General features: G+C 42.1%; 2 protein-coding genes. Both read right to left on the reverse strand.

The annotated features are described in order from the left end of the window. Positions 1-40 precede the first annotated feature (40 nt). Positions 41-15,868 (reverse strand): PLxRFG domain-containing protein, encoded by a 15,828-nt coding sequence (locus GGG_RS20995; protein ID WP_010112792.1) that lies wholly within the window; start codon positions 15,866-15,868, stop codon positions 41-43. Positions 15,869-16,015: 147 nt separating this feature from the next. Next, positions 16,016-17,944 (reverse strand): hypothetical protein, encoded by a 1,929-nt coding sequence (locus tag GGG_RS0105100; RefSeq protein ID WP_010112793.1) that lies wholly within the window; start codon positions 17,942-17,944, stop codon positions 16,016-16,018. Positions 17,945-17,983: the final 39 nt, after the last annotated feature.

Below are 17,983 nucleotides of genomic sequence, written 5' to 3' on the forward strand. Positions count from 1 at the left end.
AATGAACAAAGCGACCTAGTCAGTCGCTTTGTAGTTTTTACTAATCCGTTTCAGCAAATCGTCCATAATCACCAATATCACGATACTTCTTAGAAAGATAAACGCCATTTTCAGCATCACGAATACGTTTGGCATTTTGATGATAACTTTGCATTAAATTTATACGGTTAATCCGTAACTTAGGATTAACCTCATTAAATTCCTGAATATCTTTCCATGCAGAGTCCATGCCCTCTTGATCATCATTGCGTTTAGCTCGGACCCAATTTGCTGTTAATTTGGATTTACGTTTTTGCAGAGCTTGTTGTTGTTGATAGATCGCTGATTTACCTTCATATGCTGTACGCACCTGACTTGGTGAGAAACCAATTGTCTGGCTGAATATTCCTGCACCTGATACTGGATGACCATCCAAAATATCCACACCTGTTTTGTCCTGTACACCTTCAGTCGCATAGCGATATGCCTTAAAAGGATTTTTAGCAAAAGTAGGTAACATTTCTTCTAGTGCGCGTGCATAATTCCCTTGACCAAGCTCTTGTATACCTTTTGCAATATTCGCCCCCATTCCGACTGTTGCACCCATATTGCCTAATATTAACTGTTCATAAAGCTTTTGCCCCTCTAAACCATCGGGTGCTCTAGCTAAAAACATACTATCTAAACCAACTCGACCAGACAGATCTGCTGATGTACCACGTGATAATCCTTTCATCACCAAATTTGAGAAATTCGGACTCGTCATATCAGCTAAACCATTGCGTAAAGCAACCTCTGCATCCCATGGATCATCATCTCCACCACCAAACATGGATGCTACAGCCAATAACGTAGTTACCATTGGCAAACCAAGAACACCTGCTGCCAAAGCGTGAGTTACAAGTATTGCACTGATCGCCCTTGCAGCTTCTATTCTTTCCTCTTTAGTGTGGTTTTTACCAATTAGAGCGATGTAAGACTGACGTGCAATGGTATAGATCATATTCTGTCCAAATTGCTTGAACAAAAAAATGACTTTGGCTACGTTACCCTGCATAAATCTGGCACGGTTAGAAGCTGAATAATCAAAATGCCCATCGTAAGTCATCTTTACTGCTTGTTTATATGCATCATGATCTGCCATACCGCTTTCTTTAGATAATCGATACGCAGCGATAAAAGTCACTTCACGGTTAAAACGTTCAGCATGATGAAACATAAGAGATGCCGCGCGCATGATAGGTCTCATCTTCCACATCACGCCACTATCTTCACCCTGAGCAATCCCTGCTAAATCATGTGCCTGTGTTACATCAATCACACCAGCAGAAACAGCTTTTTCATAAGCCTGCTTTTCATGTTCTTTTAATACTTTTGCTATATCTGGATCAATTGAATCACTAAGACTATTTCTGAAACTCTCCAAGTCCGTAAAATCAGGCATCTCAAACCCAACACCTTTGGCATAATCGCTAGACGCTCCTAAAAGTGCTATACCTGCTTTATCAAATCCAAATTTTGCTCCAAGAATAGGATATGCAACAAGTGGGGTTTGCAGAATATTCACCATTGCAGCTGCTGGTGACAACCCAAGAAAATAGATAAATCCCATACTGGTTAAAAGTGAAGATACAGCATTCCCTTTTGCATTCATTAGATTTTTATGGCGCTTATTCATTTCATCAATGACTGCGGATGCTAAAGGCTGCCTATAACTAGGATCCTTTTTGATTTGAGCCTTAGCATATTCTTCCATTTCATCTAGCTGTGCTGTAAGTTGATCACCATAGCGCAACTTAGCCAAATAACTTGCCCCACTTGACATATTTTGCGCAAAAGCACGTCTAGCATTATTACTAAATCCCGCAGTTCCTTTACGGTGAATACCATGTTTTGCCCAACTTAAATCAGGCATGGAAGATAAATATAGCTGCCCCAATGTATCTTCAAATTCAGCTTGTTTTTTTGCATCTAAGCCAAGATTACCCACCTCATCAAACAGGTCTGACATGAAGCCACGCCCAACCTTATCACGTAAGGCGTTATACTCTTGATCACGGATAACAGAATCCACTTTTAATTGAGGATATTTTTCTATCAATTGCTCACGTAAAGCCTTCGCCTCATTTTCAGTTTCAGCACGACTAATGCTCTCCACATCACCATTCTGATTACGTGCCACAACGACATATTGACCAAAACGAGCCAATGGAAAATAAACACCTTTAATTTGACCAAAAGAACCTTCGATTTTTTTCAATAAATCAGCTTTTCTCTCACTACTCAAAGCAGACCTTAAAATACGCTCCCTGACCGCCTCACGTACTTTGGCATAATGCCCACTATAAGCATCACGTGCTTTTTTATACATTGTTCGAGCTTCAGGAGATAAAGCGTTGTAAGCTTTATATAATTGCTGATACTTAACTTTATCATCACCTGACTGGTATGGCTTGGCTGGGTCGATCTGAGCCAAAGTAGCTTCATGCATTAAGTCAGCCAATGCTTCTTCTTCTGTTTTAGAGTTAGGGTCATTCTTATCGATTCTTTTATTTAACTTAGCCCACTCACGCACAATATTATCTGCATGAGCAGCTATATCATTTTTATCAGCATCCATCTGATGCACCAAGTCATTATATACAGATAACTGAGGTAGAATTTTTTTATAAATATCTGTGATCTGCATACGACTCAGAAACATCAAACCATATTTCATTGCATCAGCCATACTTGGTAGTTTAAAGTTGGCACTGTACAAATTTTTAATATTTTCACTTAGGCGATCAGCAACATCATTTGAAGATCGGCTAAATCTAATATCTGAACTTTCACTATTAAATGTGCCTTTATTCCCCTCAGCCATTTTTACTTGATTAGGCTCTAAGGCAACAATATATTCGTGATTTTCAAACTGATGAACAATTCCCTGATATTTCCCAGAAGTTGTCGCTTCTACAAATTCATCACGTGAAACATTACCTGTAGTTTTGAACACATTCCGAATGTTTACAAATAATGGAAGTACAAAGCCATTTTCCCCACGGATATTGGCGTATACATCTGCTGTATCAAAACTATCAGTTAAGTAAATGCCATCCCCTAATAAGCCATGACCCTGCTTAAATTCATTAAACTCGGTGGCAGTACCATGATAAACAACCTTAGGCTCCCCATTTTCATCTAATACCTGTGAAGCATTTGCTGCATCATTTTCCCAATCACCAAACCATTTCTTAAATTCTGGTGTGCGGACTTGTAACCATTGTTGTTCTGAAAGATGTGTCTTTGCACCGTTTGGTGCTGTCATCCATTGATTTGTACCATGATATTTTTGACGAATTAAATCCAATGATGATTGATGTTTAATTTGCCCAATCATACGCTCTGATAATGCAAGCATATCATCAGGATTCAAATTAAGATTGATACCAAAATTATCAAATACCCATGCTTTTACATACGAAACAATATTGTTAATCAACTTTTGCAGTGCATTCCGTTGAATCACATTACGTTGTTGCATAGTAGATGAAAGGGTTAATAAATATGGTAAATATTCAAGCTGCTGACGTTCAGAGCCTTGTTCACGTTCTGCAAGCATCTTTGCAGCTAAAGCAACAGGATTACCCTGCTCAACTAATTTATTAAATTGATTCATCAATTCATTATATTGTTTCTGGTTCATCATATTTTGAAAACCAGCATGACCACCCAACTCATGTAAGAATGTTGGCACTGTGCTTTCAGCAGTCAGATTCGATGCAACGAGTACCGCTTTACCGTTGTAATAGAAGCCCTCAACACCTTCAACCTGATAATCCTGAATAATCTCAAGCTTACCTTGTCGTTCAAGCTCATCAATGGTCTCTTTACCAAAACGATCAATCAACACGTCTCGTACTTGTTGAGTTGTAGAACCTGAATTACTTTTAGTGAGACGGCTATAAAGTGGAGTATCAGAATTGTTCTTAGATGAAAATTCTTGATTTTTATATTTACCAAAATAGCTTCGATCAACTACAGCCTTACGAGCTTCTGACAAAAACATCATCAAATCGGCATCATTGTAACGTGAAAGGAATTTATCAAAGCCACGATCACGGAACCACTGACGAATATATCCAATAACTTCTTTTATCTTTTGACGTACAAAAGGACGTGACTTAGCATTTTGTGCAACAAAAGCAAATAGTTCACTTACGGTTGCTTGCTGAGCATCCAGTGGATCGTAGTAACCTTCCTCAACACCTTTTTTAAATGGCTTAATATAGGCATTATCAAATTGATTCATATCAACGCCATTATCTTTGGCTATTTTACGAATACCCTCTATTCCACCAAGTGCATTAAAAAGCTGCTGAAATTTTGTCTTATACTCTTGACCAAATAATTGCTGAACTCCAAAGTGTCCAACTACTTCATGTATTAAAACCTCCTCATATGCTTCATAAGTAGTTTGTTGTGTATTATGATTTCCTCGGATATCTCCAGCATTAATATAAAGTGTGCCTTTATGCCAAACAGCCATTACATCATACCGCTTGGTTTCTCCTTGCTCACCTTGATAGTAATTTTCTTGCTGTATCGTTTTTGGCAAAGCCTCAAACGATTCAACTACAACAAACGGAAATTTGGGTTGTACTATCCCGCTGATTCCACTTTTAGATTTATTTGGCGTGTCCCCTTTAGAAATCCTAGAGAGTATATCCACTACAAGACGATCCGCCCGATTTTTAGAAAGCGGCAAAAATGAAGTTGATAAAGGTGAAGTACCTCTACGCTCGTTATCAGGTTTTAATTTGTCACGGCTATAGTCATTAATTTCATTTTTTACATCATTGTCTGCCTTTGTTTTGTCATTAATATTTGGCGCTTCAAATTCACGTTCCTCGTAAATCGGCATACCTACACTGTCTGTTGCTTCCATGTATGGAATATCAAGACTGCCTTTGGCATCTTCTGCCGACACAAACCAGCCGTCATTCGTATAACGATGACCAGAAACGACAAACAGTTTGCCTTTGTAATACACTTCTGAATCAATTGGCGTACCACGGCGTAACCAGATCGGCGGTGCTACCGGGTTGCTTTCCAAGTCTTGCTCAATATTTTCAAGCTGCTTTTGAGTACGCGCTAATTGATCAGATTGTCCAAACGGCTGCTCGACTGCTTTAGACAGACTGTTAATCGTATCTTGTGCGCTGACTTTTGCATCTTCTAGGGCTTTAACATCCTGAGCTGCTCCACGTAACTTACCCTCGATGCCACGTAAGGTATTACCCTTAAATTCAATCGGCCCAATCTTCATCGATAATGTTGCTTGTGGTTGCAGGCTATCCCATTCAACCGACATAGTGACATTGCCGTACTTGCCTAATGTGATTCGTGATGAGCCAGTACGCACATGGTCGGCAATGAATTGTTGAGTCGCGTCCGATGCTTCCTTGTGCTTGTCGTATTTCTTGCCGTCCACCTCTGCGGAGAAGTTTTCAGACTGTGACTGCATTAGTTTTTGAATACGATCCAAAACAGCATTTTTTTCATACTCGGCAATTTGCTCATTAAAACGAGCAATACGACGTTGCGTGTTGCCAATGGTACGCTTCATATCCGCTATACCCTGTGTATGCAAACGCTCTTTTCGTTGCAGCTTCTCAAGTTTTTCTTTCATCTTGATCCGTTGCAGTACACGTGGGTCGCCAGAAGCTTCTGAGAATGAGGACATAATATCCCCTGCATTATCTTCACCGTTATCCGCAGCAGCATCACCTTCAATCGAACGAACGTTACCATCGGCTTTCATAAAGGCATTAATGAAGCGGTCTTTAATCGCAAGCACTTGCCAGGATTTACCGTCTAACTTATCCGTGATGTAACGATACTCAAGTACCGTGTTCCACTGGTTGCCCTGGCGCAAACCGCGACCATTACGCTGTTCAAGTTCACCCGGCATCCATGGCGCGTCCAGGTGGTGCATGGCGCGTAAGTTACGCTGCATATTCACACCTACTCCGAGCGTTTGAGTTAAGCCAATCACCACACGGATCTCACCAGTATTCACCTTGTCGGCAATCGCTTTACGTGCTTCGGCTTTGACTGAACCATCGACAATGGCAATTTGTTCACGTGGGATACCCGATTGAACCAGGCGTTCTACAATATCCTTGATCGGTGAAAAGACTTTAACTCGCTCACGAATCATTTTACCTTTGTCATCTTTCTGGCCGGTGCTACGTTCGGTTGTAGTGTTATAACCGGTATCTGCAAAAATGACCTGGCTTGCAAGTGGGTGTGAGTGATATACCTCCATCACGTTTTTAACCACTTGAGATGCTTTTGACATTTCAAAATCTTCAGTCTGTCCTTCTTTGCCGACATACTCAGGATCGCCAATACGCGCATCATAACTGGCCTTTTTCGCGGCGGTGCTAATCGATAGCGGTGCACGTGGGTCGCCATCACGCATCCACTTACGTTTTTCTTTGCCGCTTGCCCGTTCCCACTCTTTCGCCAGGGACTGAATCTCAGCCAGTGTTTGTTCCTGTTTTGGTGACATTTCCGTGGTGACGTTAATCACTTTTTTATACGGACGATCTTTGGCACCCTCGGTACGGCCATTTAGCAACTCGGCTTTTTCTGCTTCAGTTAAACCTTCATCTGACAATACTTTGCCGGTTTTGGTTTTACGTGGCTGCATTTCTGGCATGTCGTTGGCAAAAACAATATCCATAAACTGACCAATCATCTTGCGCAATTCTGGCACGTTTACAAATCCGGCCAAACGAGTGACCAATTGATATTCACCGGTTGCAGACAATTCAATATCAGTAATGTCGGTCGCAAAACTACCAAACCAGCCATCCCAGGCAGCGACATTAAGTTTCTGCATTTCTTCTTCCATCACATAACGCATCTGATGATAGATTTCAGTCAGGGTGTTGGTGATCGGTGTACCGGTAAAGGTATGCACGTTACCGCCATTATTCATACGGCGCACATAACGAGTGAGCAACTGCAAATTCACTGAGCGTTTATTGCTACTGGTGTTTAAGCCTTTCATGTTCATACGTGTGGCAATGCTTGGTTTTTTAAACTCATGCACCTCATCCACCATGATCATGTCTACACCAAGTTCTTCAAAGTTCACCGCATCGGCTTTACTTGAATCCATGGCTTGCTTTTGAATGTCCTCCAAAAGTTTCAGACGTTGTTTTGCAAGCTGCTTGGCAGTCGGGTTTTTAAAGCCCATTTTTTTATTGACGGTTTCGCTATCCATCGCCAAGACTTCATCTAAAGTTGCGCCACCTTCTTCGGCCAGTGCTTCTTCAAGCTCTGCTTCTAGTGCTGCAATATCATCAGCAGCCATAGCCATCAAGGTTTCTTCAGACAAAGTGAGCTTATCAATCATCGAGTGTGGCATCACCACCACATCCCAATCATCATTGGCAATTTGACGCATACGGATCTGACGGACTGCTTTACCTAATTCACTGATAAACAGTACACGCGCCGATGGATACATCATCTGAATTTCTTTGGCTACGGCTGCGCTGTTGGCATTGTGGGCTAAGATCAATGGCTTTTTAGCAATACCATAGCGGCGTGATTCAAGTGCAATACCACCCATGGTAAAGGTTTTACCGGTACCCACTTCATGCGCATTAATGGAACGACGATTGACAATCGCTCGCCAGATTGCATTCTGTTGGTGCTGACGCAAGTTAAACGGACCATTACCCAGGCTTAACGCCATACCCTGCATCGACATGAACGAACCATCATATTTAGGTGTCGCCCAAGCATTGAATGCATGGTTATATTCCTTCTCTAATTGCACACGGCGTTCAGGATCGGACCATAACCAGGTTGCAAAATCCTCCTTAATCTTGGAAATTTTCTCGTTCACTTCTTCCGTGGCTTGCACATCTACACTTTCAGAACCATCAGCATTTTTATACTTCACAGTAATGTTCTGGTTAGACAGTGCAGCAGATACCACCGTTTGGAATGACTTATATTTAGAGCCATAGTTGGTCGTGGCTTCGGTACGACGTGCTGCAATAGGATCAAGTTTGACCTTCCACTTACCTGATGGGAATGTCACAGTAATGCCGTTGCTATCGGTCATACCAAGCATGTGTGCAATATATTTTTCATAATCCGACAATGGCACCCAGGTTGCACCCATTTTGGCTTCAATGTTGAAGTATGGAATGTCCTCTGGAATGATCTCTTTGAGTGCATCGACATTACGCTGCAGGTCAGTATTGCCTTCTGCAACTGCGTTTTGTGCTTCTTCTAATTTTTGGCGAACATTTCCAGATAGGTACATATCGCTTGGCATAATATCGCCATTCGGCAACACATAAACCGCACCCTTTGCCAGTAGTTCAGCACGTGCCTGGTCCTCTGATACATTGGCCATTTTTGCAATGTTGGCCAGGCTAGGCGCAGCGGATTTATTCCGTTCCACCACAAAGGCATCCGATACTGTTGGATTTTTAAGTGCAGCAGCTCCACGAACCACACTTCGCTTTAAAATCTCAGCCGGTTTACCGTTGTTTTCAAGTGCTGCAAGACTGTAGTAATACGCATCTTCCATTTTCTTGAAGTATTGCAAACCAAATGAATCAGCCAATGGACCATGTTCTTTGGTATATGCCTGGTAAAGTTTATTTAAGGTCTTGCGCAGCTGCTCTACATTGTCCTGTTCGATACGTTCTGCATCGGTCAAATCTGTGTAGGCTTTACGAATCGCTACCAGATCCTCAATTGATTTCTGACGTTGTGCGGTTTTCTTGGCATCCTTAATTTTGTATTCAAAAAGATCGGTAGCTTTAACCATTTGGTCGCCATAGACAAACATCAATTCACCATTACTCATGGTTAATGTGTTGGTGCGCTCACCGGCCTTGTTTGCATAGTAAGTCAGGTAATCATCGTTATGACGTGGCAATAATGTGTTTTCACTAACCAGATCAGACAATTGGCTAAGTTCCTTTTTCAGCCAGGCTTCACCATTACTAAGTACCGTCATGCCGGCAAAACGTGGATCACCGCCTTTATAATCAATGGTCCCTAAAACATTACGTAGGTTATTGGCGTAAAAGCTATTGACCTTCACTGGCTTAGTTGACGTTTTAACTTCGGATAATCCGATCCAATCTGCATCCGGTGTCATGGTCAATGGTTCAGTACGTTTACGCAGCACAATAATATCGGTTACAACATTAGTGCCGGCAAAATCTTTAAACGCACCTGCAGGTAAACGGATCGATGTAATTAGTTCAGATTGCTTGCCCATCTCACGACGAATCACTTCGGATTGTTTGTCCATCGTACCGGATGAAGTAATCGCCATCACGATACCACCTGGACGCACCTGGTCTAGCATTTTTAGGAAGTAGTAATCGTGTAAGTTTGGATTGAATTGGTTATAACGACGGTCTGCAATCTTCACATCATTCGAGAAAGGCACGTTAGAAATCACCAAGTCATAAAAGTTGTCTGGTGTTTTAGACTTCTGGTATGGCATGTTCTGCACATTGCTTTCAGGGAATAACTGTTTTGCAATCGCAGCGGTGGTAATGTCCAGGTCAATCGCTGTCACCTGGCTACGCTGTTTAATGTGCATCGGCATTAAACTGATAAAGTTACCAGTACCTACCGCCGGTTCAAGAACACGCCCACCAGTAAAGCCCATCTTTTCAGCCATAGACCACATTGCTTGGACGGTGTATGGATCGGTAAAGAAGGCATTCAGAATAGAATCTTTTGCCGATTCCCAGGATTCCTTACCTAGCTTTTCACGTAGCCAAAGGTTTTGATCTTTCCAATCATCTTTAAAGATCGGTGTGTTCCAGGTGCCTTGGAATAGATCCTGGCCAAACGAACCCCAACCGGTATAACTGGCAAGAATAAACTGTTCTTCTGGTGTCGCCTGACGGCCTTCATTGGTGAGATCTTCCAAGAGTTCAAGAGCTGCTTTATTTTTATTAAAACGCTGTTTCTGGCTACCACCGAAAATAATATCTGGGTCAGCCATGTAGAAATCAGTCGCAGTATTGGCTACTGCTGCTGGCGATTCTAATCTTGTGGGTTGATCAACTGATAGTTGTCCAGTTCCGCTTGCATCCTTGCGTCTGCTGGATTCCATCCCGCGTCCAGATACTCGTCCATCGTTCTCCACATCCGTTCCTGTGTCACGTATGCGAGATCGTCCAGTAGATTGATTTTGGTTAGACGTTCCACTTCCTGTGGATACTCTTGTTTCCACATTTGGATTATTTGCTTGTGGAGCATTCGATTGTGAAGTACGTCCTCGTCCTCCTCGTACTGCTGACGTTCCTTGCGGATTGCTTGTATTGCTTGCAGGTTGTTCATTGCTGTTTTCCTTGTTCTGGTTACGCTTCACAAGCGCAGTGACCATATCATCAATCATTTGAGCCAGTTCAAACGCTGATGTATTAGCACCAGCATACTGGTTTCCAGAGTTCTCGATACCAAAGCCGCTGGCTTGCTTATCGCTTTCCTTCATGGTGGCACGATACAAAATGCCGATACGTTGTGGGTGAGAACCTGGGAATCCATCGCCAATTTTCATCCAAACATTAACACCAGTCACCGGCTCACGGATATAAAGCGATACTTCACCACTACCAGCTACGCCTGATTCATTCACGCTGACTTTTTCAGGCTTACCCTTTTTATTCAGATGTAGCTCATAACCAATGCCTTCCAAATTCTTTTGCACCGCTTCAAGGTACTTTTTAGAATCTTTCAGGAATGCAGCTTTAACACCATCTTTTACGCCATTATCAGTATAGATTTTACCCGTATGTTCTGAATTGGTTGCCCAACCATCTACATATTGAACACCCCAATCTTGAACAAGTGTTGTGTCATTCTTAGGCCGCTCAACCGTTGGTCGTGTTACTGCTGTGTTGGATTTCGACGTTGCTGCATTTGATTGGCTAGATGCAGGTCCTTGTCCTGTTTCGCTAGGTTTTCCATTACCTGTGTCATCATTTCCTTGGCTAGAGAAGATGTCTTGTTGCTTTTCGGCTTCGCCTTGTTTAAGTCTGTCATGTACTTGTCCTAAAATTTGCTCATTGCTTAAAGGTGCATCACCAAACAGATTAGGTGTCGCTTTTGCAGTCATAGCCAATTGCGCATACGACTTTAATGCTTCTGCAACTTTCTGGCTGCTACGCGCTTTTTCCAGTTTATCACCACGATAGAAGATACTAACGAAGTCTTTTGTTACCTGGTCAATACTTCCATCGAAAATATCGTCCTGGTTTAGCATTTCAGATAAGGATAAATTTTGCTGACGTGCTTTGCGTACCAGATGGACCGCTTCAACCAAATTGGCTTCGACGTTTACGCCTTCAACCAGGATACCTTCCTGTACACCTTTACGGACTTGCGCCCATTGTGGTGCCGCTTCAATCAAAGCATTACCAATTGCTTTAATATCGCTGTCTTTGGATTCAATCACCTGGCTAATGATTTGAGCATCATTAAAAGCAGCTGCAAGCAAGGCTGATTCAATACGGCGATAACCGTCCTGGGTCAGTGATACGCCATCTTTATCAAGCATGGTGCCGCGTTCATTCTTAGATGCTACACCGGTTAAAAAGGCGTTCACAAAATCACGATTGGCTGTGTTGTTAAAGCTGCCCCCTTGTACCAGGTGCAAAATATCCATCACCTTTGGCGCATCCGACATAGCTTGTTCACTTGGACTCATATCCAGTGTGTCACGCTCATTGGATTCTGTTGTGTAGGCTACACGCTCGGCCATGTTCATTGGCGTGATACGTTCACGGACCAATACTGGCTGCTGCATGTTGTCCACATCATAGCCCTGTTCAGCTAACCATGCTTTGTATGCGTCTGCTTTGCCTGTTTGGTAGGCTTTACGAATGGCCAAGGTACGACCATTACCGCTTTCAACTTCATTGCCAGGCGAAACAATAGGCGCACCATTAGTAGAGCTTGCGCTATCACCCAATAATTTAGGGTTAAGTTTGTTGGCAATATCATTGATCTGGGTAACTGATTTCAGAGTGGTTCGATCACGTGGCTGTAATGCTTGTGGGTATTTAGCATTAATTGCACCGCTGTCCAAGTTCGATGTAATCAAGTCGTCTGCTTCAACAACTTTGTGTTGCACCTCAAATTCACGACCTGCAGGTGTAACAACAGTTTCGATTTTTCCCTGTACGGTACCTTTATTTGTGAAGGTAGCATCCAGATCAAAATTTTCGACCTCTGCCGATGTGCTCATGCCATCAAAGTCAGCTGCACGTGGGTCAAACTTTACACCCATATACCAAGACTTCAAATACGGCTTAACCAAATCACCCATATCTTCGGTCATTGCTTTGGCATATGCTGCAAAACTACGAGCACCTTTTTCAATGTGATAACCGGCAAGAGTGATACCAGCTTGTAAAATTTCAGGGTCAATACCAGCATTCAATTGACCTAATTTTTTACGCAATAATGCACGTGCTTTTTCTGCTGCATCTTCGGTGAAAATAGTGTTTGTAGATGCTTTAGGATTTTTAGGCTCAGCTTTAGGTGCTTCTAACTTTTTCTCAATCTCACGCGCCTGGCGTAAAGCACTAGCACGATCAGAAACAGATTTCAGACCATGTTTAGCATTGGCCTGTAATTTTTTAAAACTTGGATGCTCTGGATCTGCCTTGGCCAAAGCCTTGTTCATTTCCTCTTGCCATTTATTGACAGGGTGTTGTGGTTCTGTTTTTTGTCCACTTTCAGCCACTGGTTTAGAGGTATCTGAATTTTTTAACCAATCTTTAAATTGATCTTTAGACATTTGAGTAACAGGACCAACCTTCCAACCTTTGTCAAAATTGGATTTATATGCAGTAATGGCTTCCTCCTGGCTGTCAAAACCAAGCATCACCTTATGCTCATCAAATCCACCGCTGCCCTGATCAATCTGATCTACAATGAAGACATTTTCAGATTCAGGATTTTTACCTACATAGGTATCAATATGCTCTTGATCAGCACCAGTAGTACGCTTGATGTATCCGTAATGGTCGCTCATATTATGCGACCATTCGTTACCATCTGGATCAGTACCGCGACGTTCTGAACCGCGTGGATTTTCAACAGCAATATCAAGGCCATGTACCTTGATGTGACCTTTTTTATAATTACCAGCTTCAATCTGGGCTTGAGTCGGTTCAGGTAAATCATTATGAACACTTGTTGCGGCTTCATGTGCTGCATTATCTAAATCAGACTGTTCGTTATTCCCTACCCATTCACCGCTATGTGGGTCCTTAACCGCAGTCACCTTGCCCATGAAGTTACGCGCATCATAGTCAATCTTGTAATTCGGATTGTTCTTGATCTTCTCGTATTCACGATCAGATAATTCATAACTACCTGATGTTTCAATTTGGTCAGCCATCATCGTCACACGCGCATTGGTTAAACCATGTGTTTCACGAACACGATCATTTTCAGCGGTGAAAATTTCAGGATTTGCTTCACGTATACGTTGACGTACTGCATTAATTCGGGTAGTAGATTCTTCTATTTTTTTAAATTCGCCACTCAGGTTTTCTACAGTAGTCTTTTGTGGTTGATTCAAACTTACACTGCTTTGCGCCTGTTCTGTCAAACCGTTTTGCAACTCTGTAATCTGTTTACGGATCTGTGCCTTTTTCGCTACACTTTTTTCATTTTTAAACTGTTTTTCAAGTTCAGTAAGCTGCAACGCACTTTGTACATTCTTCGGTGTGCCGTTCTTGTCATCTTGTGACAAGTGCCAAATTGCTTGCTGTAGGACTTCATCCTTAGTTGGGCGTTTTGGCCATGCATCGCCTGAAACAAAACTTGAATCACCTTTGAAACTTAGGCTTGAAAAATGCGTATTACCACGACGACCTGCCGATGTAATTTCAGCGGTTTTTGCAAGTTCTTTTGCTCGCTTATATAAATCAGGTAATTGCTGCTTTACCTTTTCATTTGAACGTGCCGATGCTGTGTTTCCTAAATTTGCAATGTATTTGCTGTCCTCTGCATTGTTGGCTTGAGCTTCTTTACTTGCCTGTAAACTCAAATCACGCACTTGAGCACGCAACTTATTTTCATTGTACGGATTTGGAACATCATCCTGATTTGAACTTTCTGTTTTTGGTAAAGTATCTACATTTTGAGTTTGGTTATCTTGAGATTTTGGCTGAATCTCAAAACGCTTGCCATCCTGAACCACCTGATAATCATTGCCTAATTTTTTCTTATCAATGAATGCTTGTGCTTTATCCTGTGTGCCAAACCATTTGTTTTTACCGTCTTGACCTAAGATTGGTTGAACAGTTTGCGCTGTATCTGTTTCAATTTCTCCACCCAATGCATCCACTGCATTGAGGTCATACTGTTGAGAAATTGATTCGCCTGCATTGTCAGCCTGTGTATTACTTTGATCAGGCGTATATCCTAATTGTGGAGTAACAGGTGATGCCCCACTATCCACTGCCAAAGCTGCTGCAGATGACATAGGCCCATCATTGGGATTAATCCCCATTTGCTGTGAAGGTGTTTGGCTGGCTGGTGGTACAGAATTCAACAAATCATCAAAGGCTGCTTCACTGCCATAATCACCATCAAAATAATTACCATTCGGTGCTGGTGGTGTATCTGGGCTGACTGGATTACCAGTTGCTGCACTGCCATAATCAAAGCCATTATTGTTTAATAAATTATCAGCATCCATTGATGGCTGATCATAAACAAAAGCTGTGCGACCTTGGTTACCCCCATGTGACACATCTTCACGTGGGATATATTCGCCAGTTAAAGCATTATCTGGACTTGAGCCTAATTGTGGAGGTGCCGATGGTAGATTAGGTGAGCCTGATTGTTGTTGGTTATCTTGGGATTCTGTACCTGTGTTATGGCCAGATAAGATATTGGCAGCACCACCCATTGCCATACCAGCCAAAGTCCCCATGACTGCTGCATCTTCAATGCCATCATGCCAAGGCTTATCTAGGGCTAAATTTTGTATGACTTGTTCTGAAACTGATTGAGGTAATTCTTCTAAAAAGCCTTCTGAAATTGCACCTTCAATTATACGACGAGGTAAAGACTTCGCAGGCATTGAAGCGATTTCGCCAGCAATATCTGCTGGACCAAACCGACCATTAACTAGCATGGTATCAACATCACCAATACCCATTTTCTGGGCAAGACGACCACCAGCAAAACCAATTAAACCACCAAGTACACCTGTTGTTACTCCTGCTAAAGATTGATCTGCTGTTAAGCGTCCATCTACAGTTTCTTGGCGAATTTGTTCAGCTTGGCTACCCGCCATAACTGCACCTTCACCAACAGCACCAGCAACAACAGGGTTGGCTATACCTGAAGCACGACCTAAAACGCCACCAGCTAACATTGAAGGAACAGATTCAACTACAGTATTCGCAATTAATGAGGGATTTGTTAAGGCAACTTTTGTTTTATCAACGACTTTATCTACCCAATTTCCATCTTTACCAGCATCAGCAAATTCTTGTTGTTGGGCTTTATATTGATCTGTATGTAAATCACCTAGAGCTTGTTTAGCTTCTTTAGGTCGAAAGCCAACAGTACCATCTTTATTCTCAAGTGTTTTACCAGTAGCACCATCAGACATGATATCCATGATACCAACGGCCAATTCAGGCACAGCAATCGCACCTTTTAAAGCAGATAAGCCAGTATCTTTTAAGTGCCCCATTACACCTTTTTTTTCACCATCAAGTGCACCAGTAAATGGTTTTAATGCTGGCTGTTGATTTGTATCAATATTTTCGTCAAGTTTACCTGTAAATGGTTTTAGGGTAGATTCTGACATGATGCACTCCTATTGGTATGTGCATAGCATGTATAAAGGGTTAAAAAAGGTCTAACCTTAGAGGGGGATAGACTTTTCACCAAAGAATATCTTGCATCGGTAATATGCGTCGGCATAAAAATAGCCACCCTAAAGTGGCCATCCCAATCAATCGCCTATAAATCGATTACCTTGAGCATCCTCATAAACAGGCTTACCATTGCTTGTACCTACTTGACGTGTCATACCATTTGGTAGATTAGTCGATGATGCAGCTGGTGTATTAACGAACTGCTGTGTCTGAGTATCAAATAATTGTTGAGGTCTGTTTACCATAGTACCTGATTTGTCATTCCACTCCTGACCACCACCCACAGTCATATAACGGTCTTTACCAGTATCTGCTTTATTACCTGCATAACGATTAATTTTTTCTTGAATGGATTTACGATCTTCATCCGATTTCGCAGAATCATATTGTTCATACAATTTCTCTAATCGTGCTGAGTTACGAATGCCAAAACCTTTTTCAGTGGCATTAAGATTAAATTCTCGATTCGCTAAATCATTGGTCGCTTGGAATTTTTGTGCATCAAAACCTAAATTTGCATTAAAGCGGTTATTGGTACCTTGCTCACCTAGTTCCGTACGATAGTTCTGTCCAGCTTGTCCCATGACTTCACGCTGTAAAGCAGCAACGTTGTTCGCATCGGTGGTATAACGTTGATTGGCACGATTATCCTCACCTTGCTGTAAATCAGACAAAGTACGGACTTGATTAGCAGTTAATCCTCTTGCCCCTGCAATCGGTGTGCTTGCTGCACGAATTACAGCTTGACGTTCTGCTTCCTGTGCTTCATTACGTTGAGGTGCTTGTACAGGATTATTACCATAACCTCGCATACCCAAGCCTAAATTCATTTCACGTTGAGCGATTGCATTTTGAATCTGTTGTTCAGTAGGTCCCATTTCTTGAGTATTGGCGAATAAATTTGCTACCCCACGAGGGTCATTCACTGGTCTTACTTTGAATCCTAGCCCTTCACCTTCTCGAACTCCATCTGCTCGTGCTTGGGCTGCTGCACCAGGATTAGCATAGCTAAAGCTGTTTCCTTTTTGTTGAATAGCATAAGGATCAGAGTTCTGTACAGGATTTGATGAAGTCTGGGCTTCAGGCTGTGTTTGTGCAGTAGGTGGTGTTTTATTATTACCAAATGGACTGTTTACAACAGCATTTGGATTATTCTGTTTAGCATTAAATTCAGGTTGAGCTGCTTTTGCTTCACTTGCAATACGTTGTTTATCAGCATAAAAGCGTCCAGCTTGTCCAAAAGTTAAAGCATTACCTAAGTCTGAAGCATAACCCAATGCACGAACACCAAAATCTTTAGCAAAACCTTTTGCCGTACCTAAATCTTCTAGTGACTGATCACCCAAACCAAAACGCTCTCGATAATCTTCACTTGGTGTGGCAGCGTTTGCAAATAAGGCCGATGCCGCTCCTAAATATCCAGTGCCTTTTACAAGTTTACTGTTATTAACGAAATTTCTTACGCCTGCTCCAAAACCACCTCCTTGTGTTGGTGCTGGATTAACTGGACTTGCTGATGTCGTACTGGTTGTTGGAGGTGTATTTGATGTTGCTGGAAGTTGACGGTTCACAGGTGTGACATCACGCATTTGTGGCCCACCAATTCTATTTTGTTGTGCGCGACGAATATCATCTGCACTTGGGTAGGCACTTGGTACCAGTCCACCATTTGCAAAAAATAACTCAGGTTTATTTTGATCAGGCTTAAAACCCAATTGAGGTTGATTAACAGGCATATGCGTCTGATCCTTCATGGCATCAAGTGTTTGCACACCAACCGAATGAACTTGGTCAGGCGAGAGTTGGAACTCACCGTTACTGAGATTAACTGGCGTGGGACTCCCCATATTTTTTAAATTATTGGTACCAATCTGCTGAGTAGAATCAGCAGGCATAATATAGCTACCTGCTGGAACATTTTTTTTAATATCATCAGAAGTGCCAGTACCTGCACCTTGAATTAGTCCATTTTCATCTTGCTTTGAACGTTTTTTTAAGCCGTACATGACACTTATTCCAATATAAATATCATGTATGGTTAATCA

Origin of the sequence: Acinetobacter sp. P8-3-8 (genome assembly GCF_000214135.1) — a bacterium.
GTDB lineage: Bacteria > Pseudomonadota > Gammaproteobacteria > Pseudomonadales > Moraxellaceae > Acinetobacter.

Coding starts and splice junctions, on each gene's coding strand:
- GGG_RS20995 (WP_010112792.1), bottom strand. CDS start 15,868: ATGTCAGAATCTACCCTAAAACCATTTACAGGTAAACTTGACGAAAAT.
- GGG_RS0105100 (WP_010112793.1), bottom strand. CDS start 17,944: ATGTACGGCTTAAAAAAACGTTCAAAGCAAGATGAAAATGGACTAATT.